A 20,570-nucleotide genomic window follows, 5' to 3' on the forward strand; every position below is an offset into this window, starting at 1 on the left:
TTTCTCACTTGACGATCCTTTTTTCCGGGGGGCCTTTGATGGACGCGATCGACGTCATCGTCACGAAGCGGGAGGGCCGCGAGCTGTCGGCGGACCAGATCTCGTGGGTGGTCGACGCCTACACGCGGGGAGAGGTCGCCGACGAGCAGATGTCCGCCCTGGCCATGGCGATCCTGCTCAACGGGATGGGCCGCCGCGAGATCGGCAGGTGGACCGAGGCGATGATCAGGTCCGGCTCGCGCATGGACTGGTCGGCGCTCGACAGGCCGACCACCGACAAGCACTCCACGGGCGGCGTGGGCGACAAGATCACGCTGCCGCTGGCCCCGCTGGTGGCCGCGTGCGGCGCGTACGTTCCCCAGCTGTCCGGACGGGGCCTCGGCCACACCGGGGGCACGCTGGACAAGCTGGAGTCCATCCCCGGCTGGCGGGCGTCGCTCTCGAACGACGAGATGCTCGCCGTCCTGCGGGAGGCCGGCGCGGTGGTCTGCGCGGCCGGCGACGGGCTCGCGCCGGCCGACAAGAAGCTGTACGCGCTGCGCGACGTCACAGGTACGGTCGAGTCGATCCCGCTGATCGCCTCCTCGATCATGTCCAAGAAGATCGCCGAGGGTACGGGCGCGCTGGTGCTCGACGTCAAGGTCGGCTCGGGCGCGTTCATGAAGAGCGTCGAGACGGCCCGCGAGCTGGCTCGTACGATGGTCGACCTCGGCACGGACCACGGGGTCACGACGGTGGCGCTGCTGACCGCCATGGACCGCCCGCTCGGCCTCGCCGTCGGCAACGCCCTGGAGGTCCAGGAGTCCGTCGAGGTGCTCGCCGGAGGCGGCCCGTCCGACGTGGTGGAGCTGACCGTACGGCTCGCGCGCGAGATGCTGGCGGCGGGCGGCATCTCCGGGAAGGACCCCGAGGAGGCGCTCAAGGACGGCTCGGCCATGGACGCCTGGCGGCGCATGATCACCGCCCAGGGCGGCGACCCGGACGCCGCGCTGCCCACTGCCGCCGAGACCGTCGAGGTCACGGCGCCCGCCTCCGGGGTGCTGACCAGGCTGGACGCCTATGGGGTCGGGCTCGCGGCCTGGCGCCTCGGCGCGGGCCGGGCGCGCAAGGAGGACTCCGTGTCCTTCGGCGCGGGGATCACGCTGCACGCCAAGCCGGGTGACACCGTGCGCGAGGGCCAGCCCCTGATGACCCTGCACGCCGACGAGACCGCCCGCTTCGAGCGGGCCCTCGCGGCGCTCGACGGCGCCTACCAGGTCGGCGAGGCGGGCGACCCGGGCCTGCTCCCGCTCGTGATCGACCGGATCACCGCCTGACGCCACGCCTCTCGGCGGACGGGCACGGGGCCCTCCTCGACATGAGAAGGGCCCCCGCGCCCGGCGCTTACGGTGCGTAAGGGAAACGGCCGTAGTACTCGCCCACCTGCCGGCGATAGGCGACGTCCTTGTAGGTGTCCTCGTCGAACTCCGGAGCGTCCTTGATCTCCTCCTGGGTGCGGGCGAGGTAGATCCTGTTCTCCTGGGGGTCGACTCCGGTGATCATGCTCGCGGGCACGAGGGCCTTCTTGCCGAAGAGCCAGAAGCCGATGTCGACGACCAGGTAGCTGTCCCCGGCCACGTTGCTCTCCTCGTCCACCGTGCCGATCTTGCCGTCGGTGGCCTCGACGTCGTAGTCGATGAGGCTCAGGTCCGGGTCGGGGGCGACGCCTTCGCGGTAGGTCCAGGCCTCGGTCATGTGTCGCACTCCCTGTCGTCGAGACGGTGATATCCCTCGACTACCCGGAGTAGCCGCGCCAAACGCGGCCGGCGATCATGAAAGTGACGCGTTGAGCACGGCGCGGTGGGTGGGCAGGGCCTGGCGGTGGCGCTCGACGCCGGCTTCGGTGATCTTCACGAAGACGCCGCGCCGGTCCTCGGCGCACATGTTGCGGCAGACCAGACCGGCCTTCTCCAGGCGCGAGATCAGCCGCGACAGCGCGCTCTGGCTGAGGTGAACGGCGTCGGCCAGCTCCTGGACGCGGTACTTCCCGTGCTCGGACTCGGCCATGCGGTCGAGGACCTCGAAGTCGCTGACGCCCAACCCGTGCTTCTCGCCCAGCTCGCGTTCGAGCGTGCACCACGTGGCCGCATGCCGGGCCAGCAACTCACGCCATGAGTCCACGACGTCGAGGTCTTCCATGCCGGGACTATAGCATGCACGCACATTAGATGCACGCGAATTAAATGCTTGTGCATTGAATGCATGCGCATGTAATGTCCTGGCCCATGTTCCCCTCCTCACATGACGAACCATGGGACGCGCGCCTCTGGGGAGCGCTCACCGTGCTCTGCGCCGTCGTGTTCCTCGATGCTCTCGATGTCTCGATGGTCGGAGTGGCCCTACCGTCCATTCAGGCCGACCTCGGCCTTTCCACCTCTTCCCTGCAGTGGATCGTCAGCGGATACGTGCTCGGCTACGGCGGCCTGCTGCTGCTCGGCGGCCGCACGGCCGATCTGCTCGGCCGCCGCAGGGTCTTCCTCGTGGCGCTCGCCGTCTTCGCCGTCGCCTCCCTGCTCGGCGGGCTCGTCGACGACGGCGGCCTGCTGATCGCGGCCAGGTTCATCAAGGGCATCAGCGCGGCCTTCACCGCTCCCGCCGCGCTCTCGATCATCACCACGACCTTCGCGGAGGGCCCGGCGCGCAACCGCGCGCTGAGCATCTTCACCGCCTGCGGCGCCAGTGGCTTCTCTCTCGGGCTGGTCCTGTCCGGGTTCCTCACCGAGCTCGGGTGGCGCTGGACCTTCCTCATGCCGGTGCCGGTCGCGATCATCGCGCTGGTGGCGGGGGTCAAGCTGCTTCCGCGCCACTCCGGGGAGGAGCGGGCCACCGGGGGTTACGACCTGGTCGGCGCCGCGACCATCACCGCGTCCATGCTGCTGTTCGTGTTCGCCGTCGTCCAGGCGCCCGAGGCCGGGTGGGGCTCGGTGCGCACCATCGCGAGCATCGCGGGCGCCATGGTCCTGCTCGCGCTGTTCGTCGCCGTCGAGCGGCGCGTCAGGCACCCGCTCGTACGGCTGGGCATCCTGCGCTCGGGGCCGCTGGTCGGGGCCAACCTGGGCCTGGTGATCCTCTTCGGCTCGTACGTGGGCTTCCAGTTCGTCGCCATGCAGTACTTCCAGAACCTGCTCGGCTGGTCGGCGCTGCACACCGCGCTGGCGTTCCTGCCCGCCGGCCTGCTCGTCGCCGTGACCTCCACCAAGATGGGCGACTTCGCCGACAGGTTCGGCACCGCCCGGCTGATCGTCATCGGGTCGTTCGCCCTGGCCGCCGGGTACGCGGTCTTCCTCAACGCCGGCGAGCACCCGAGCCTCGGCACGCTGGTCATCCCCGGGATGGTGCTGCTGGGCATCGCCTTCGCGCTGTCGTTCCCCTCGCTGAACATCCAGGCCACCGCCGGAGTGGCCGACGACGAACAAGGGCTGGCGTCCGGCCTGCTCAACACCTCGGGCCAGGTCGGCGGGGCGCTCGTGCTCGCGATCGTGGCCGCCGTGGCGACCGCCGACGGGGGCGCGGTCACCATGACGGCCATCCGGTCGTCGTTCGCGGTCTGCGCCGCGATCGCGCTCATCGGCCTCGCCATCGCGCTCACGGGACTCCTCCGCGCCCGTACGGCGGCCCCGGTCGCGGAGGTAGGAGAGGGGGGCGAGGTCAAGGTCCTGGAGACCCTCTGAGCTCCGGCTGACCTCCATCCCTCCTGGTGAGCCCCCCGGCGCGTGCGCGCCGGGGGGCTCCTCGCACGTACAGGGCACTTCGGACACATTTTCGGGATAGGAAGTTTCCCCGCGAACTGGTGAGGCATTCTCGGCATCTAAGGAGTTGGAGAACCCAGCGGAGGAGCCGAGGCCCATGAAGAGGCCCATGAACAGGATCGCCACCGCACTCGTGCCGCTCGCGCTCGTCGCGGCCTGCGGCACCACCCCGAGCTCTCCGTCAGGGGCGGCGATCACGCCCGCGGCGTCGTCCCCGGCCCCCCTTCCGCCCTCGGTCTCTCCGTCGGCCCCCGCGTCCTCGCCCCCGACGCCCACGGCGACGGTCACCCCGTCCACCGGCTCGTCCGACCTGACCCCGCCCACCGGCACCAAGCAGGTCGAGGTCAAACGCGCGCCCGCCAGGCCGCCCCTGGTCAAGGGAGTGCGCCTCGCCGCCCACCAGGGGTACGACCGGGTGGTGATCGACCTGCAGGGCGCCAGGACGGGGTACACCGTGGGCTGGGTGAAGCAGCTCATCGAGGACGGCTCCGGCGAGCCCGTCGACATCAAGGGCGGAGCGTACCTCCAGGCCACGCTGACCCCGGCCAGCGCGCACACCGAGGACGGCAAGCCCACCTGGGGGAGGACTCCCATGTTCCAGCCGGACCTCGGCAACGTCACAGGCGTCGTGCGGATCGGCGACTTCGAGGGCGTCGTGACCGTGGCCATCGTGCTGCGCCACCGCGCGGGGTTCCGGGTCAGCGAGCAGTCGAACCCGTCGCGGCTGGTCATCGACGTCGCCCACTAGATCGGGGCGTGCCGGGCGAAGCGCGCGGATCAATACACTGGTCGCGTGGTACGCAAAATAGCGGGCGCGACCCGCATCCCGGTGCCGGGCGGCAAGGTCATCGACGAGTACGTCGGCCGTGTCAACAGTGGCGACGACCAGGTGTCCATCGCCCACATGACCGCCCCGGCGGGCTGGGAGGAGCCGGCCCAGACCCCTCGGTTCACCGAGTACACCCTCGTGCTGCGCGGCACCGTCGTGATCGAGCACGACGAGGGCGTGACCGAGGTGTCCTCTGGTGAGGCGTTCGTGAGCTTCCCGGGCGAGAAGATCCGCTACACCGTCGGCCCCGAGGGCGCGGAGTACGTCGCGGTCTGCATGCCCGCCTTCTCGCCCGACACCGTGAACCGCGACGAGTGACGCGAAAGACTCCTTAGGATGTTCCGATGACCCAGCAGCCCACGCTCGACGAGATCCGCAAGGCCCCCAAGGTCCTTCTCCACGACCATCTCGACGGTGGCCTGCGACCGGAGACGATCATCGACCTCGCCCGCGAGACGGGCTACGACCGGCTCCCCACCACCGACGTGGAGGAGCTTCGCACCTGGTTCCGCGAGGCGTCCGACTCCGGGTCGCTGGAGCGTTACCTGGAGACCTTCGACCACACGGTCGGCGTCATGCAGACGCGGGAGTCGCTGGTGCGGGTCGCCGCCGAGTGCGCGGAGGACCTGGCGAACGACGGCGTCGTCTACGCCGAGGTCCGGTACGCGCCCGAGCTGCACACCTCCGCGGGCCTCAGCCTCGACCAGGTGGTGGAGGCCGTCCTGGAAGGCTTCAAGATCGGCTCTGCGGGCCGGAACATCCGGGTCGGGGCACTGCTCACCGCGATGCGCCACCAGGCGCGCTCGATGGAGATCGCCGAGCTCGCCGTGCGCTACCGCGACGTGGGCGTGGCCGGGTTCGACATCGCCGGCGCCGAGGCCGGCTACCCGCCCACCCGGCACCTGGACGCCTTCGAGTACCTCCAGCGGGAGAACTCCCACTTCACGATCCACGCGGGCGAGGGCTTCGGGCTGCCGTCGATCTGGCAGGCCATCCAGTGGTGCGGCGCCGACCGGCTCGGGCACGGCGTGCGCATCATCGACGACATCCAGGTCGCCACGGACGGCACCGCCAAGCTCGGGCGCCTCGCGGCCTACGTGCGCGACAAGCGCATCCCGCTGGAGATGTGCCCGACGTCCAACCTCCAGACCGGCGCGGCGTCCTCGCTGGCCGAGCACCCCATCGGCCTCCTGCGCCGCCTGTACTTCCGGGTGACCGTCAACACCGACAACAGGTTGATGAGTGACACCAGCGTGTCCCAGGAGTTCGCCAACCTCGTCGAGACCTTCGGCTACGAGTGGGACGATCTGCAGTGGTTCACAGTCAACGCCATGAAGTCAGCGTTCATCCCGTTCGACGAGCGGCTCGCGCTGATCAACGGCGTCATCAAGCCGGGGTTCGCCCGGCTCAAGTGGCAGGCTTGAGCACTGCGTGCGAGGCGTTAGCGTGGTGACCGCCTGCTGAACGGAGAGGTAGCGGTGAGCGAGCGGTGAAGCCACAAGTCTTCCGGTCCAAGACGGCCTGGGTTCTGGGCTGGGTGTGGATGGTGTTCGCCGCGTTCAACGCCGTCGACCTGGTCGCCAACGGCACCATCCCCTCCGCTCTCGTCGCGGGCGCGGTGCTCGCCGTGCTGACCGCGGCGGTCTTCGTCGGCTGCCTGCGTCCCGGCATCCTGGCCGGGGAGGACGGCGTCCTGGTGCGCAACCCGCTGCGCAACGTCTTCGTGCCGTGGAAGGCCGTCGACGGCATCCACGTCTCGCACGCGATCATCATCGAGTCGGGCGACGACACCGTGCGCTGCTGGGCGCCGCAGTCGTCGGCGCGTGAGCGGGCCAAGGCGGTGCGGCGCGGGGCTCCGGTCGTCCCGGCCAAGTCCGGCCGCTATCCGAGCACCCAGCCGCAGCTCTCCAAGGCCGAGCAGGCGGCGGCGCAGGTCATGGCCGGCCGCACCCATGCCGACTGGGTCGCTCAGCAGCTCACCGAGACGGCGGAGAAGAGATCCCGCGCCGCCGGAGAGCGCCTGCCCCTGACGGCGACCTGGTCGCCCTCGGCCCTGGTCGCCCTCGCCGCCGCCCTGACCCTGGTGATCGCCGCCCTCATCCTCTCCTGAGCCTTCACAAGGCCAGGGCTGTTGAGAGGTCGGACTTGAGGGAGTCGAGGTCGTGGGTGGCCTGGGTTCTGGCGGCGGATATGTCGCCGCCGACCGGGATGACGACCTCCAGGTAGCACTTGAGCTTGGGCTCCGTGCCGGAGGGGCGCACCACCACGCGGGCGTCGCCGTCCAGCCGGTAGCGGAGCCCGTCCGTGGGAGGCAGACCGTCGACGCCCGTGCCGAGATCGTCCACCGACCGGACGGCCCGGCCGCCGAGCGCCAGGGGAGGGGCGGACCTCAGCCGGTCCATGGCGTCCGTGATGAGCGACAGATCATCCACGCGGACCGAGAGCTGCGCGGTCGCGTGCAGCCCGTATCTGCTCGCCTGCTCGTCGAGCAGGTCCAGCAGGGTGCTGCCCTCGCGCTTCGCCTGAGCGGCCATGGCCGCGACGGCCAGCGCGGCGCCGATGCCGTCCTTGTCCCGCACGGGCAAGCCCTGGTCGGAGCCGACGCTGTAGCCGAGCGCCTCCTCGTAGCCGTAGACGAGCCCGTCCCCGGCCTTCACGATCCACTTGAAGCCGGTCAGCGTCTCGGCATGCCGTACCCCGTGCGCTTTGGCGATCTTGCCGAGCAGCGAGGACGACACGATCGAGGCGGCCACCAGCCGGTCGGGGCCCGAGGTGCGGTCGATGACGTACTCGCCGAGCAGGCCGCCGACCTCGTCACCGGTGAGCATGCGGAAGCCGCCGTCCCGCGTGGGCACGCCCACGGCGCAGCGGTCGGCGTCCGGATCGTTGGCGATCACCAGATCGGCGCCGACCTTCTCCGCGAGCTGTAGCGCGAGGTCCATCGCGCCCGGCTCCTCCGGGTTCGGGAACGCGACCGTCGGGAAGTCCGGATCCGGGGCGAACTGCGCCTCGGTCACGGACGGGCTCTCGAACCCGGCCGAGGTGAAGGCCCGTAGCAGCACCTCCCCGCCCACGCCGTGCATCGGTGTGTAGACGACCCGCAGGTCACGGGCGTCGCCCAGCGGCAGTGCGCTCACCGCCGCCAGGTACGGCCCGACGATCGCCGCGTCGCTCAGGGTCTCCCACTCGTCTCCGAGCGAGAGCAGGTCCACGCGCCCGACCGTGTCGATGGCCGCCGAGATCTCCTCGTCGAGCGGGGGCACGATCTGGGCCCCGTCGCCCCAGTAGACCTTGTAGCCGTTGTCCCGGGGCGGGTTGTGCGACGCGGTGACCATGACGCCCGCGTCCGCGCCGAGGTGTCCCACGGCGAAGGCCAGCACGGGGGTGGGCCAGTGGTGGCCCATCAGCGAGACGCGCAGCCCGGCTCCGTTGAGCACGGCCGCCGAGTCGCGGGCGAACAGGTCGGACTTGTACCGGGCGTCGTACCCGATGACGACATGCTTGCCCGGCCCCAGCCGCCTCGCCAGGCCGGCCGCAGCGCGCATGACGGTCACGCGGTTCATCCGGTTCGGCCCGGCGCCCAGCTCGCCCCTCAGGCCCGCCGTGCCGAACTCCAGCTTGACCCCGAAGCGGTCCTGAAGCTCGGCGGTGTCCCCGCTGTCGAGGATCTCCTGGAGCTCGGCCCGCGTCTCAGCGTCCGGGTCCTGGGCCAGCCACTCCTCAGCCCGCCGCACGAGATCAGACATAACGCCCCTTCAGCACATTCAACTCACGTAAGAAGCCGACCACGAGCACCGAACCGGGTCAATGTAGCCCCTCGCCGGACAGGAGCGGCCACCGTCCCCTCCCGCGCCGGGGAATGGATCGGGCGGGGAAGCCGACTCGACCGTCAGAGCTTGTTGACGACCTTGGCCAGCAGGACGCCCATGCGTGCCGCCGTGGCCCTGCCGACCTCGAGGACCTCCTCGTGGTTCAGCGGCTCGCCGACCAGTCCCGCGCCCGGGTTGGTCACCAGGGAGAGGCCGAGCACGTCGGCCCCGGCCTCACGGGCGGCGATGGCCTCCAGCACGGTGGACATGCCGACGAGGTCACCACCCAGCGTGCGGAGCATGCGGATCTCGGCCGGGGTCTCGTACGTCGGGCCGCGGAACGCGACGTACACGCCCTCGGCGAGCGACGGGTCCGCCTCGCGGGCCAGCTCGCGCAGGCGCCTGGAGTAGACCTCGGTCAGGTCGACGAAGGTCGCCCCCGTGATCGGGTTCGCGCCCGTCAGGTTGATGTGGTCGCTGATCAGCACGGGCTCGCCGACGCTCTGAACCTCCGGCCGCAGCCCCCCGGCGGCGTTGGTCAGCACGACCGTGCCGGCACCGGCCGCGACGGCGGTGCGCACCCCGTGCACAACCGGGTCCACACCCCTGCCCTCGTACAGGTGGGTGCGCCCGAGGAAGATGAGCGCCTTCCTGCCCGACTCGGTCTCGACGGCCCGGATCTTGCCCGAGTGCCCGGCCACGGCCGGGGCGGAGAACCCCGGCAACTCGGTCACCGGATGCTCGGAGATCGTCGTGCCGATGGCGTCGGCGGCGGGGCCCCACCCGGACCCCATGACCAGCGCCACGTCGAACGACTCGACCCCGGTAAGGGACTTCAGCGCACCCGCGGCGTCCGCGGCGAGTTCATAGACATCACTACTCACGAGCACCGAGGCTACAACCCCATTCCAGCGATCAGCACACGGCCTGACAGCGGGCTTCGCAGGGGGGATCATGGCTGCCACACTGGCGCGGTGACGCTTTCCCCCGGGGGGCCGGAAGTGCCGGCCCTCGCCGCTCGGCGATACCGATTTCTCGCCTCGTCGATCGACCTCATCCTGCTTTCGATCGTCAACTTCGTGATCTCGACCGCATTGGTGCCCGGGTTCTTCACCGAGCCGGCGGCCGATGTACAGATGCCCGAGCAATCGATCCTGGACCAGTATTTCGGCAATCCCTACGTGGGCGATCCGTACTGGCCTCTCCAGCTGACGTTCGACATCATCTTGTTCTCTTACTTCTGGATCTCCCATGCCCGCTGGGGGCGCACTCTCGGGAAGCGGCTGTGCCGGTTGAAGGTCGTCGCCAGAGACGGCGGGCCGTTGACGGTCTCCCAGGCCGGGCTGCGCGCGTTCATCTTCGCGGCCGCGTCGTCGATTCCCTACATCGGCCTCGTCCTTTCCCTGCTCGACTCTCTGTGGATCTTGGGCGATGCCAAGCGGTGTCTTCACGACGTGCTCGCCCGCACTGTCGTGGTCGGCGTGGGCTCGGCGGTGCGACCACGCGAGCAACCGGCCTGAGCACTCGGCTCGGCAAGGAGGATGCCGATCTTGGGTATCGTCAGACCGGCTGAGTGCGGCCGGCTCGGTTGGTGACCGTCGACAGACCGCGCGCGTGGGCGGGAGCGTAACGTCTTCCTGGAACTGCGCCCCTGATGGCGGGGCCTCCACGAGAAGGACGCGGGCACATGACCGACTTGACCGAGCGGGCGGCGAAGCTGGACGCCGAGGATCCACTGGCGTATCTCCGTGGCGAGTTCGACCTCGATCCGGCAGTGGTCTACCTGGACGGCAACTCGCTGGGTGCCCCGCCGCGGCGGGTGGCCGGGCGGGTGGAGGAGGTCGTGCGCGAGCAGTGGGGGCGCAGGCTGATCAGATCGTGGCCGGAGAGCTGGTGGACGGCGCCCGAGCGGGTGGGGGAGAAGATCGCCCCGCTGGTGGGCGCGGCGCCCGGGCAGGTCGTGGTGGCCGACTCGACCAGCGTCAACATCTTCAAGGCCCTGGTGGGCGCGGTGCGGCTGTCGCCGGGCCGGCGGGAGATCGTGGTCGACGCGGCGACGTTCCCGACCGACGGGTACATCGCGGAGTCGGTGGCCGAGCTGACCGGGACGGTGCTTCGCCCGGTCGTCGTGGACGAGCTCGATGAGGTGCTGAGCGAGCAGACGGCGGTGGTGCTGCTCAACCACGTGGACTACAAGACGGGGCGCCTGTACGACATGGCCGGTCTCACGGCCCGGGTGCACTCCGCAGGGGCACGGGTGGTGTGGGATCTGTGCCACAGCGCGGGCGTGCTGCCCATCGAGCTGGACGACCTCGGTGTCGACCTCGCGGTCGGATGCACGTACAAGTTCCTCAACGGCGGCCCGGGGTCGCCGGCCTTCATCTACGTGCCCAGTGGTCTTCAGGAGTCGTTCCGCCAGCCGCTGTCCGGATGGGGCGGTCACCGTGATCCGTTCGCCATGGCGGAGAAGTACGAGCCGGCCCCCGGCATCGCCCGGGCGCGGGCCGGCACTCCCGACATCCTGTCGCTGCTGGCCCTGGAGGCCGCGCTGGAGGTCTGGGAGGGCGTGGAGCTCAAAGACGTACGAGCCAAGGGCCTGTCGCTGACCGGGTTCTTCATCCAGTGCGTGGACGAGCTGCTCGCAGACGCCGTCGAGGTGGTCACCCCGCGCGACGAGAACCGTGGCCACCAGGCCTCGCTGCGCCACCCGGACGCCGGCGCGCTGGTCGCCGAGCTGACCGCCCGCGAGGTCATTGGCGACTTCCGCACCCCGGACGTCCTCCGCTTCGGCTTCGCCCCGCTCTACAACCGCCACACCGACGCCCTCCGCGCCGCCCAGAGCCTTACGGACGTGCTGGCCGCGGGACGCTGAAAGCAAGGAAGCCGGTGGCGCGGTGCCACCGGCTCCTCGCGATCTCACTCGAAGACGCTCTTACTGCGGCCGGACGCCCTCGTAGCCCAGCCGTAGCAATACGGGAAGCCGCTGTTCAGGACCGGTCGACGTACCACTCGCCGCAGACGCTCGCGCGGCCGTCTTTTGGTCTTCACCCTTCACCCTTCTCACGGTGTTTCGGTGTTCGACGCTCCCATCACGCCGGTCCGGGCCCGGTCGCGGGACTCCGGACGCCAGACAGCGTGGCAACGCGGGCGCCCGTTCGGCAACAGGCTGGGAGGCGTCTGGGACAACGGGAAATGATCAGGGTTATGACGTGCGCCGTTCACCTTGTGCTGGGATACTCCACGCGATCCCTGGCTCGGTGAGACGAGGTGGCTGAGTGTCGGTGGAGCGGCTGTCCGAGTTGCTGTCCGAGCTGAAGCTCCGTAGCGGCCGCACGTACGAGGCGCTTGGGCGCCGCACCGGGATGAGCCGGTCCACGGTGCACCGCTACTGCCGGGGCGAGATCGTCCCGGACAGCTATGGGCCGCTGGAGCGCATCGCGAGAGCGTGCGGCGCGACCAAGGCCGAGCAGGAGGAGCTGTACCGGCGGTGGACGCAGGCCGCCGCTTCTTCGGCCATGGAGGCGGCACCGCCCGTCCTCTCTCTGGTTCCGGAGCGTCCGGAGGCGGAGACGGGGATGGAGGCATCGGGGCCGGTGGCGCCGGCCGGTCTCGCGACGCCCGGCTTCCTCGCGCCCGAGATCTTCGACACGCCCGAGATCTTCGACACGCCCGAGGCCGAGGCGCAGGAGGCCCCCGGCCGGCGAATCGAGGCACATGAGGTCCCCGGGCCGGCGCCCAAGCGCTTCGGGTCACGTCAGGGGCTCGCGCTAGCGGGTGCGGCGGCAGTTGTGATCCTGTGCTTCGCGGTGCTCGGAGGCAGCACGGCGGCCCCGTCCCAGCCCCCGCGCCGGGCGGCGCAGTGGATCGCAGGGCCCGCCTGGACGATGGATCCCGCCCCGGTGCCCCGCACGCTGTTCGGCGTCACCCTGAACAGTTCCACCGGCACCATGCCGGGCTTCCGGGTCGGCGCGGTGCGGCTGTGGGACAGCGAGACCCGCTGGGCGCAGATCCAGCCGAAGCGGGGCGAGTTCGACTGGACGGTCCTGGACCGCCTCGTCGGAGGAGCCCACGACGCCGGGCTGCCGGCGCTGTTCGTCATGGGCGGCACGCCCGCGTGGGCCAGCCCCGGCGGCCCTCCCGCGCCGTACCCGGACGGTTCCAGGGCCTCGCCGCCCGATGACCTCGCCGACTGGGACACGTTCGTGCGCGCCGTCGCCACCCGCTACCGGGGGCGCGTCGAGGCGTACGAGCTGTGGGTGCTCGCCAACGATCGCCGGTTCTACGCCGGCAGCGTCGAGAAGCTGGTCGAGATGACGCGGCGGGCCCGCGAGATCATCAGGGCGGCCGACCCCGAGGCCACCGTGGTCTGCCCGGGGATGGGGCAGCTGTGGACGCCCGAGGGACGACGCGTCCTCCAGCGGTTCGCGCAGCTCGGAGGGTACGGCTACTGCGACGTCGCGGGCATCAAGCTGTACCAGCGCACCGCCTCCGACCCGCCCGAGAGCATGCTGGAGCTGGCCACCACGGTCGACCGGGCGATGCACGAGGCAGGCATCCAGCCGCGCCTGTGGAGCACCGGCACCACCTACTCGATCCCCCTCGAGAGCCGGCTCGACGAGGAGCGCGCCCGCGACTACGCCGTGCGCTTCTTCCTCACCGGGCTGTACGCGCGGAACGTCAACCTGGAGAGGATGTACTTCTACAACTGGGGCGGCACCAAGATCCCGATCGTCCTGCAGGCAGAGGGAGGCGCCCCCACCCGTGCGGCGCTGGCCGTGGAGCAACTCGAACGGTGGCTCGCCCACGCCGAGAGCCGATCGTGCGGTCACGGCCTGGCGATCGGGCTCCCCGAGGACGTCTGGCAGTGCGACTTCACCATGACGGAGCCCGAGCCCCGTCACACCGCCTCGATCAGGTGGGCCGTCACGGGGACGGCGGCCACCACGGCCGGTCCGAGGGCCCGGGAGGTGCGGCGGCTGGACGGGACGACCACTCCCGTACGGCCCGGCGACACCGTCACCGTGTCAGGAGAACCCGTTCTGATCGAGAACCGTTGAAGGTCAGTCGCCGATCGAGGTGCAGGGGCGGCTTCTGAGGTCGGTGACGTAGTCGTCGGGGGCTCCGGCCTTCTCGGCGGCGTCGGCGAGGATGCCGAGGTAGCGCGCCGACGGCAGGCCGCCCTCGTACTCGTCGAGCACGTAGAACCACGCGACGATCTCGCCGTCGAGGGTCGCCACCCGGAGCTTGACCTTGTGGTAGAGCCCGAGCGCGGCCCCCTCCCACTGGTCGAGCGAGGGCTCGTCCCAGTCGGGGACGTCGTAGAGGACCACGAAGACGTGCTCGGCGGGGCTCTCGGCGATCGTGGCGAGCGCGCCCTCCCAGCCGACGTCCTCGCCGCCGAACGTCAGGCGCCAGCCTTGCAGCCAGCCAGTCCCGCGCATGGGCGAGTGGGGAGCCCTCTGGGCCATCTGCTTGGGGTCCATGTTGCTGCCATAGGCGGCGTAAACAGGCACGGCACACAAGAGTAATCCAAGATCCGCGTGGTGATCCGGCCAGGCGCCTCCAACACGCCCCGGTACTCTGGCGGCGGCTTTCTTTCTTGCGGCGATCATGGCTTGGACCCGTGGATTCATTGGGGTTTTTCGGGGAGGATCGGGCTTTTTACCGGTCTTCGAGGCTTCTGATCGGGTATTGCACCCCGGGCACCCCGCGTCATACGGGACAATGGGGTATGTGACGAGGATTGTGATCATTGGCGGCGGGCCCGGAGGTTACGAGGCGGCGCTGGTCGCGGCTCAGCTCGGAGCCCAGGCCACCGTGGTCGAGCAGGACGGTCCCGGTGGGGCGTGCGTGCTCACCGACTGCGTGCCGTCCAAGACCATGATCGCCACATCTGTCCGCAAACAGGCCCTTCTGGATGGTTCCTCGCTCGGTGTCAACTTCACCGGAGGGCTCGACGGCGACGTGGGCGGCGTCCAGGTCGACATGCCGCTCGTGAACAAGCGCGTCAAGGAGCTGGCACAGGCGCAGTCGGCCGACATCGCGGCCAGGCTCACCGCCGAGGGCGTCGAGATCGTCAAGGGCTCGGGGCGCCTGGTCGACCCCCAGGTAGTGCGGGTGGGCGACCAGACCATCAGGGCCGACGTCGTCATCGTGGCCACCGGCGCGACCCCGCGCGTGCTGCCGGGCGCCGTGCCCGACGGGGAGCGCGTCCTCACCTGGCGCCAGCTCTACGATCTGGACGAGGTGCCCGAGCACCTCATCGTCGTCGGCTCCGGCGTCACCGGCGCCGAGTTCGCCGGCGCGTACCGCTCGCTGGGCTCGGAGGTCACGCTCGTCTCGTCCCGCGACCGGATGATGCCCAACGAGGACGCCGACGCGGCCGAGGTCCTCGAAGAGGTCTACCGGCGCCGGGGCATGAACGTCATGGGCAAGTCCCGCGCCTCCTCGGTCAAGCGCACCGAGCACGGCGTGGTGGTCACCCTGGAGGACGGCCGCACGGCCGAGGGCAGCCACTGCCTCATGACCGTCGGCATGATCCCGAACACCTCCGGCATCGGCCTTGAGGAGGCGGGCGTCACCCTCGACAGGAACGGCTTCATCCAGGTCGACAAGGTGTCCCGCACCTCGGCCCCCGGGGTCTACGCCGCCGGCGACTGTACGGGCGTGCTCATGCTCGCCTCCGTGGCGGCCATGCAGGGCCGCATCGCGGTCTGGCACGCGCTGGGCGAGGCCGTGCAGCCCCTGCGCCTCGCCACCGTGGCGTCCACCATCTTCACCGACCCCGAGATCGCCGCCGTCGGCGTCTCGCAGCGGCAGATCGAGGCGGGCGAGGTCGAGGCCAACGTCGTCAAGCTGCCCCTCGCCACCAACGCCCGCGCGAAGATGCAGGGCTTCAACGACGGCTTCGTGAAGCTGTTCTGCCGCCCGCACACCGGCATCGTGCTCGGCGGCGTCGTCGTCGCCCCGCGCGCGTCGGAGCTGATCCTGGCCCTGTCGCTGGCCGTGCAGCACCGGCTCACGGTCGACCAGATCGCCCACACGTTCGCGGTCTACCCGTCGCTGGCCGGCTCGATCACCGAGGCGGCCCGCCGCCTGATGCTCCCCGTCAAGTCCACCGTGATCTGAACACGGCGACCCCCCGCCTGCCACTACCGTCCGCCTGATCCCTTTCGGGTACGGCGACCCCTCCGGCCGGTCATGTCATACGGGATCTCACACGTCCGAGGGCGTCCCTGCCGTGATGTACGGCCGCGGCCACTCCCGCGAGCTGGGGAACGCTCTGGGCGACGTTCAGCGACTGCTTGGCGGCCTCGTAGGCGTCCAGCGCGCGGCGCCAGTCCTGGTCCACGCCGCTCGTGGTCATGTGGTTGATCTTGTAGTCGAAGTCGAGCGAGTCGATCTCCTCGCCCAGCCTGATCACGTCCTCCTCGGCGCTCCGCCGCGCGGTGGCGAACCGCGCCGCCCGCTCGTTCCTGCGCCGGTGGGAGAGGCCCCACAGGATCAGCGTGATGCTGAGGCCGACGCCGCTGAGGATCACCAGGACCAGGCCCAGCCCGCCGCTGCCGCGCGTGACGACCGGCAGCGTGGGACCCGACCCGCCCGCGTCCTCGAAGCCCTGGGGCAGGTCCGGCGGGTTGCCGACGGCGTCGCTCGGCACGCCCTCCGGGGTGCCGAGCGCTCCGGTGAGGTTGACGTCGTCGGCCTGGACGAAGGACGCCTTCTCGACCGTCGCCCCTTTGAAGTCGGCGCCGTTCAGCTCGGCCTGCACGAGCTCCGCCTTCGTGAGGTTGGCGCCCTTGAACACCGCGAACTGCAGCTTGGCCTGGCCGAGCTTGGCGTCGCGGAGCTTGGCCCTGGTGAAGTCGGCGTTCCTGGCCTGGATCTGGCCGAGGGTGGCCTCGTTGAGGTACGCGTCGACCAGCGTGGCGTCGGTGAGGTTCGCCTGGGTCAGCTCGACCCTCGCCATGATGGCCCCGGTGAGGTCGGCGTGCGGGAACTCGGCCTGCCCGCCGTGGGCGTCGGTGAGGATCGTCCTTCGGAGGGTGGCGTGCTTGGCGTGCATCTGCCCGAGGTCGGCGGCCGAGAGATCGGCGCCGCTCAGGTCGGCGTACTCCAGGCGGGCCTGGGTGAAGTCCGCCTCCTTCATGGAGGCGTTCTTGAGGATGGCCCCCGTCAGGTCCTTCTGGGTGAAGTCGACCTCGTCCAGCTTGGCGTTGGTCAGGTCCGCGCAGCGGAGGTCGGCCGGGAGCGCGGCCCCGCCGGTGAAGTTCCTGCCTCGCAGCTTGGCGCCCGACCCGGGCTTGCACGGCGCCGCCGCCACGGCTTCCGCCGCCCTGAGCGTGCCCGTCTCGGACCCCGGCACGGACGACGCGGACGCCGGCAGCGTCGGCACGGTCAGGACGAACAGCCCGGTGGCCAGGGCCAGGGGGATGGAACTACGCAACGGAGCCTCCTCGACAACTGTGCCGAGTGTGACAGCGGCTCATATACGTGGGGTTGCACGTGTCTTGCAGATCGCTTTCGCCTCCGCCGGACCCGCGAAGCGCCGCTCTTCAAGATCAGCCCTCGCGAGGTTCGTACACACGTGAAGAGCCCCGGCGGGCAGGTGGCCCGCCGGGGCTCTGAGGAACACGTGGCCGTGACGATCACCACGAGCCGAAGGGGCTGATCTGGACTACCAGTCTCCGCCGCCGCCGAAGTCTCCGCCGCCGAAGTCGCCTCCGCCGCCCCAGTCTCCGCCGCCGCCGAAGTCGCCTCCGCCACCGCCCCAGTCGCCGCCACCGGCCGACTCGGCGCCCGCGGCGTAGCCGGCGTCATAGCCGCCACCGCCCCAGCCGTGGCCGAAGCCGCCAAAGGAGCTACCGAGCATGGTGCCGATCAGCATGCCCGTCATCAGGTCGCCGCCGCCGAAGCCGCCGTAGTAACCGGAGGCGTAGGGAGCGTACGCGGGGCCGGCGTCCCAGTAGGGACGGCGCTGACCGTCGACCATGACCTCGCGCATGTGCGGGTCGAAGCCCTGCTCCACGCGCTGCGCGTCGGCCGCGCAGGCGGGCACGTCGCGGGGGGCGCCGTTCGGCGGGGCCCACAGGACGTCGCGGACGGACGGGCCGTGCTGCGGGTTGAAGAAGCACGGTGCGCGCCGCTCGGGAAGCGCCTCGTTGTTCACGCGCGCCTTGACGCAGGCCAGGGCGTAGCGGCCCTCCTCAAGGGCGGTGGTCACGCCGCGGAGCTCGTCCGTGCGCTTGACCGCCGCGAGCTCGTTCTTGGCCCGCTCATAGGCGTCGAGGGCCTGCTGCCAGTCGGTCTGGGTCTGGGCCTGGTTGTCGGACACCTTGACGTCGAGGTCGAGCGCGGTGATCTCCTCGCCGAACTTGGTGACGTCCTCCTCGACGGTCTGCTTGACCGCGGCGAGCTCGCGGGCCTCCTGGGCCTCGCGGTCGCGCTTCTTCTTGCGGGAGTACCAGAAGATGCCGAGGCCGCCGACCAGGGCGAGGACCAGGATGCCGATGAGCACCCCGCCACCGCCGCCGCTGCTCGCGGCGCTCCCGGACTTCAGCGCCCCCTTGGTGTCACCGCTGACGGCCTTGTCGACCCGCTCGACGAAGTCCTTCATGCCGGTGACGACGTCCTTGTTGTTGCTGGTCGCCGCGTTGGCGAGCTGGCCCGCCAGGCCGGTCTTGCGGATGGCGCTCGACCCGGCGAACAGCGTGTTGCCGTCGAGGATGGCGACAGTGGCACGCGGGCGGCCCTGCTGCGAGAGCGCCTGGCCGAGGGCGGTGATCAGGTGCCCTGCCGAGGCGCTGTCGGTCACCGTGCCGTCGGCGAGGGCGGCGACGTAGATCTTGCTGTTCGCGCCCTTCACCGCGTCACGGATGTCGGACAGCTGGCTGGAGCTGAGCGACACGCCAGGCCCGGCATAGACCGGGCTGGCCTTCCAGGCGGACACGATCGCGTTCGGATCGGGTGGGGCCGCGGCCCGCGCAGCGGGCGACAGCGCGAGCAACGTGAGAAGTGCGGCCAGCATGGCCACGACTGTGGCTGTGGCGCGGCGCACCGGATGAGTGGTCACGGCTATATGCCTCCTTCGCCCTACAGGACGAACGGGGGGTCGTCTAGGTTCCTAGAAACGCCACCGTATCTCGATCTGCAGGGCGACCGGCATGAGACCGCCGCTCAGGCGTCCTTGATCTCGCAGATCGCGGCCCCCGCGGTGACCGTCTGCCCGACGGTCGCCACCAGGCCGGTCACGGTGCCGCCCTTGTGGGCGGTGAGCGGCTGCTCCATCTTCATCGCTTCCAGCACCACGATCGTGTCACCCGGCCGGACGACGTCGCCGTCGGAGGCGGCCACCTTGACGATCGTGCCCTGCATCGGGCTGACCAGTGAGTCTCCGCTCACCGCCGCCGCCGACCCCTTGCCGGCGGACCGGCGGGCGGGCTTCTTGGGTACGGACTGCCGCGCCATCGCGGGCGCGACGGGCAGCACCACCTCCAGGCGCTTGCCGCCGACCTCGACGACCACACGCTCGCGCTCGACCGGCTCCTCCGTGGCGGTCTCGCCTGCGTAGGGCTCGATCTCGCCGGAGAACTCGGTCTCGATCCACCGGGTGTGCACGCTGAACGGCTCGCCGGTGAACGCGGGGTCGGACACGACCGCCCGGTGGAAGGGCAGGACGGTCGGCATGCCCTCGACCGTGAACTCCTCCAGCGCCCGGCGGGACCGCGCGAGGGCCTCGGCCCTGGTGCGGCCGGTGATGATCAGCTTGGCCACCAGCGAGTCGAACGACTGCGGGACCGTCATGCCGGCCTCGTACCCCGCGTCGAGCCGCACGCCGGGGCCCGCGGGCGCCCGCATCGTCGTCAGCGTGCCGGGAGCGGGCAGGAAGTTGCGGCCGGCGTCCTCGGCGTTGATCCGGAACTCGATCGAGTGCCCTCGGATCTCGGGGTCGTCGTAACCGATGGGCTCGCCGTCGGCGACGCGGAACATCTCGCGCACCAGGTCGATGCCCGTGACCTCCTCGCTGACGGGGTGCTCGACCTGCAGCCGGGTGTTGACCTCCAGGAAGGAGATCGTGCCGTCCTGGCCGACCAGGAACTCGCAGGTGCCCGCCCCGACGTAGCCGGCCTCCTTGAGGATGGCCTTGGAGGAGCTGTAGAGCAGCTCCCGCTGCTCGGTGGAGAGGAACGGGGCCGGGGCCTCCTCGACCAGCTTCTGGTGCCGCCGCTGCAGCGAGCAGTCGCGGGTGGAGATCACCACGACGTTGCCGTGCTGGTCGGCCAGGCACTGCGTCTCCACGTGGCGGGGCCGGTCGAGGTAGCGCTCCACGAAGCACTCACCGCGCCCGAACGCCGTCACGGCCTCGCGCACCGCCGACTCGTACAGGTCGGGGATCTCCTCCATCGTGCGGGCGACCTTCAGGCCACGCCCGCCGCCGCCGAAGGCCGCCTTGATCGCGATCGGCAGGCCGTGCTCGGAGGCGAAGGCCACGACCTCCTCCACGCCCGACACCGGGTCGGGGGTGCCCGCCACCAGCGGCGCCCCGACGCGCTGGGCGATGTGCCTGGCCGCCACCTTGTCGCCGAGCGAGATGATCGCCGACGGAGGGGGGCCGATCCACACCAGACCGGCGTCGATCACCGCCTGGGCGAACTCGGCGTTCTCCGCCAGGAAGCCGTATCCCGGGTGGACGGCGTCCGCGCCCGACTCGGCCGCGATGCGCAGCAACTTGCCGATGTCGAGGTACGTCTCTGCAGGCGACTGCCCGCCGAGTGCGTACGCCTCGTCGGTCATCCGCACATGGAGCGCGTCGAGGTCTTGGTCGGCGTACACCGCGACGCCGGTCAGCCCGGCGTCCTTGCATGCGCGGGCGATCCGCACCGCTATCTCGCCACGATTGGCGATCAGGACCTTCTGCACCGAGTTTGTCCCTTTCCTCCCAAGGCCTTGCGCGCCTTCCACGGAGTGTAAGCGGCCTCTGATCTCGCGTGAGCCCCTACCCCCGGTCTTCTGCCCTTGGAACCGGGATGACGGGTATGGGCTGGGGGTGATAACCACTCGGTATAACCAGTGCGTCATAGGGGTTTGACGTCTAGGGTAGGGGCGTTTGGCTACCCCCTGTATGCAGACGATCCCGAAGGAGAC

18 protein-coding genes are annotated in these 20,570 nt (G+C 70.5%); 10 read left to right on the forward strand and 8 right to left on the reverse strand.

The genetic code is table 11. The features are described from left to right. Positions 1 to 38: 38 nt before the first annotated feature. Positions 39 to 1,316 (forward strand): thymidine phosphorylase, encoded by a 1,278-nt coding sequence (locus OG589_RS43325; protein ID WP_405144756.1) that lies wholly within the window; start codon positions 39 to 41, stop codon positions 1,314 to 1,316. A 67-nt stretch (positions 1,317 to 1,383) separates the two neighbouring features. On the opposite strand, the gene OG589_RS43330 is transcribed toward OG589_RS43325, so the two are convergent. Together OG589_RS43330 and OG589_RS43335 are read right to left on the reverse strand one after the other, a co-directional pair. Then, positions 1,384 to 1,734, reverse strand: a complete 351-nt coding sequence (locus OG589_RS43330; protein WP_405144757.1) for a PRC-barrel domain containing protein — start codon at positions 1,732 to 1,734, stop codon at positions 1,384 to 1,386. 75 nt (positions 1,735 to 1,809) lie between these two features. Then, the gene (locus tag OG589_RS43335; RefSeq protein ID WP_405144759.1) at positions 1,810 to 2,178 is read right to left on the reverse strand and encodes a MarR family winged helix-turn-helix transcriptional regulator; all 369 of its coding nucleotides are present in this window, start codon (positions 2,176 to 2,178) and stop codon (positions 1,810 to 1,812) included. 86 nt (positions 2,179 to 2,264) lie between these two features. Between OG589_RS43335 and OG589_RS43340 the strand changes: the two genes are divergently transcribed. The 5 genes from OG589_RS43340 (at position 2,265) to OG589_RS43360 (ending at position 6,727) form a co-directional block, all read left to right on the forward strand. Then, positions 2,265 to 3,710 carry an MFS transporter gene (locus OG589_RS43340; protein ID WP_405144761.1) on the forward strand — a complete coding sequence of 482 codons (1,446 nt, stop codon included), beginning with the start codon at positions 2,265 to 2,267 and terminating at the stop codon, positions 3,708 to 3,710. Positions 3,711 to 3,885: 175 nt separating this feature from the next. Then, a complete protein-coding gene (locus OG589_RS43345) occupies positions 3,886 to 4,536 on the forward strand; it encodes a hypothetical protein (RefSeq protein ID WP_405144763.1) in 651 nt (216 codons plus the stop codon). 45 nt (positions 4,537 to 4,581) lie between these two features. Further along, positions 4,582 to 4,935, forward strand: a complete 354-nt coding sequence (locus OG589_RS43350) for a cupin domain-containing protein (RefSeq protein WP_405144764.1) — start codon at positions 4,582 to 4,584, stop codon at positions 4,933 to 4,935. A 26-nt stretch (positions 4,936 to 4,961) separates the two neighbouring features. Continuing rightward, on the forward strand, positions 4,962 to 6,041 hold the full coding sequence (locus tag OG589_RS43355) for an adenosine deaminase (RefSeq protein ID WP_405144765.1): 1,080 nt from the start codon (positions 4,962 to 4,964) through the stop codon (positions 6,039 to 6,041). A 65-nt stretch (positions 6,042 to 6,106) separates the two neighbouring features. Then, on the forward strand, positions 6,107 to 6,727 hold the full coding sequence (locus OG589_RS43360; protein ID WP_405144766.1) for a PH domain-containing protein: 621 nt from the start codon (positions 6,107 to 6,109) through the stop codon (positions 6,725 to 6,727). A gap of 4 nt (positions 6,728 to 6,731) precedes the next feature. Here the strand turns inward: OG589_RS43360 and OG589_RS43365 are convergent, their stop codons facing one another. Then, positions 6,732 to 8,363 carry a phospho-sugar mutase gene (locus OG589_RS43365; protein WP_405144767.1) on the reverse strand — a complete coding sequence of 544 codons (1,632 nt, stop codon included), beginning with the start codon at positions 8,361 to 8,363 and terminating at the stop codon, positions 6,732 to 6,734. 143 nt (positions 8,364 to 8,506) lie between these two features. After that, positions 8,507 to 9,310 (reverse strand): purine-nucleoside phosphorylase, encoded by an 804-nt coding sequence (locus OG589_RS43370; protein ID WP_405144768.1) that lies wholly within the window; start codon positions 9,308 to 9,310, stop codon positions 8,507 to 8,509. A 90-nt stretch (positions 9,311 to 9,400) separates the two neighbouring features. On the opposite strand from OG589_RS43370, the gene OG589_RS43375 reads away from it, so the two are divergent. From OG589_RS43375 to OG589_RS43385, 3 genes are all read left to right on the forward strand, one after another. Beyond that, a complete protein-coding gene (locus OG589_RS43375) occupies positions 9,401 to 9,946 on the forward strand; it encodes an RDD family protein (RefSeq protein ID WP_405144769.1) in 546 nt (181 codons plus the stop codon). Positions 9,947 to 10,113: 167 nt separating this feature from the next. Beyond that, positions 10,114 to 11,298: a kynureninase gene (gene kynU / locus OG589_RS43380; RefSeq protein ID WP_405144770.1), complete on the forward strand. Its 1,185-nt coding sequence runs from the start codon at positions 10,114 to 10,116 to the stop codon at positions 11,296 to 11,298. Between the two features lie 403 nt (positions 11,299 to 11,701). After that, positions 11,702 to 13,483, forward strand: a complete 1,782-nt coding sequence (locus OG589_RS43385; RefSeq protein WP_405144771.1) for a helix-turn-helix domain-containing protein — start codon at positions 11,702 to 11,704, stop codon at positions 13,481 to 13,483. A gap of 3 nt (positions 13,484 to 13,486) precedes the next feature. On the opposite strand, the gene OG589_RS43390 is transcribed toward OG589_RS43385, so the two are convergent. Further along, positions 13,487 to 13,939 carry a gamma-glutamylcyclotransferase gene (locus OG589_RS43390; protein WP_405144772.1) on the reverse strand — a complete coding sequence of 151 codons (453 nt, stop codon included), beginning with the start codon at positions 13,937 to 13,939 and terminating at the stop codon, positions 13,487 to 13,489. Positions 13,940 to 14,159: 220 nt separating this feature from the next. On the opposite strand from OG589_RS43390, the gene OG589_RS43395 reads away from it, so the two are divergent. Continuing rightward, positions 14,160 to 15,554: an NAD(P)H-quinone dehydrogenase gene (locus OG589_RS43395; RefSeq protein WP_405144773.1), complete on the forward strand. Its 1,395-nt coding sequence runs from the start codon at positions 14,160 to 14,162 to the stop codon at positions 15,552 to 15,554. Between the two features lie 70 nt (positions 15,555 to 15,624). Here the strand turns inward: OG589_RS43395 and OG589_RS43400 are convergent, their stop codons facing one another. The 3 genes from OG589_RS43400 to OG589_RS43410 all read right to left on the reverse strand — a co-directional run bounded on the left by OG589_RS43400 (position 15,625) and on the right by OG589_RS43410 (position 20,345). Then, the gene (locus tag OG589_RS43400) at positions 15,625 to 16,872 is read right to left on the reverse strand and encodes a pentapeptide repeat-containing protein (RefSeq protein WP_405144774.1); all 1,248 of its coding nucleotides are present in this window, start codon (positions 16,870 to 16,872) and stop codon (positions 15,625 to 15,627) included. A gap of 231 nt (positions 16,873 to 17,103) precedes the next feature. Continuing rightward, entirely contained in the window at positions 17,104 to 18,498 is a 1,395-nt protein-coding gene (locus tag OG589_RS43405; RefSeq protein WP_405144775.1) for a hypothetical protein, read from the reverse strand. A gap of 104 nt (positions 18,499 to 18,602) precedes the next feature. After that, positions 18,603 to 20,345, reverse strand: coding sequence for an acetyl/propionyl/methylcrotonyl-CoA carboxylase subunit alpha (locus tag OG589_RS43410; protein ID WP_405144776.1), 1,743 nt, complete (start codon positions 20,343 to 20,345; stop codon positions 18,603 to 18,605). Between the last annotated feature and the right edge of the window lie 225 nt (positions 20,346 to 20,570).

Source organism: Sphaerisporangium sp. NBC_01403, assembly GCF_045040145.1.
Lineage (GTDB): Bacteria > Actinomycetota > Actinomycetes > Streptosporangiales > Streptosporangiaceae > Sphaerisporangium > Sphaerisporangium viridialbum.

Bases quoted from the DNA above. Each gene is read 5' to 3' on its own strand.
- OG589_RS43325 (WP_405144756.1), top strand. From the start codon at position 39: ATGGACGCGATCGACGTCATCGTCACGAAGCGGGAGGGCCGCGAGCTG.
- OG589_RS43330 (WP_405144757.1), bottom strand. From the start codon at position 1,734: ATGACCGAGGCCTGGACCTACCGCGAAGGCGTCGCCCCCGACCCGGAC.
- OG589_RS43335 (WP_405144759.1), bottom strand. From the start codon at position 2,178: ATGGAAGACCTCGACGTCGTGGACTCATGGCGTGAGTTGCTGGCCCGG.
- OG589_RS43340 (WP_405144761.1), top strand. From the start codon at position 2,265: ATGTTCCCCTCCTCACATGACGAACCATGGGACGCGCGCCTCTGGGGA.
- OG589_RS43345 (WP_405144763.1), top strand. From the start codon at position 3,886: ATGAAGAGGCCCATGAACAGGATCGCCACCGCACTCGTGCCGCTCGCG.
- OG589_RS43355 (WP_405144765.1), top strand. From the start codon at position 4,962: ATGACCCAGCAGCCCACGCTCGACGAGATCCGCAAGGCCCCCAAGGTC.
- OG589_RS43365 (WP_405144767.1), bottom strand. From the start codon at position 8,363: ATGTCTGATCTCGTGCGGCGGGCTGAGGAGTGGCTGGCCCAGGACCCG.
- kynU (WP_405144770.1), top strand. From the start codon at position 10,114: ATGACCGACTTGACCGAGCGGGCGGCGAAGCTGGACGCCGAGGATCCA.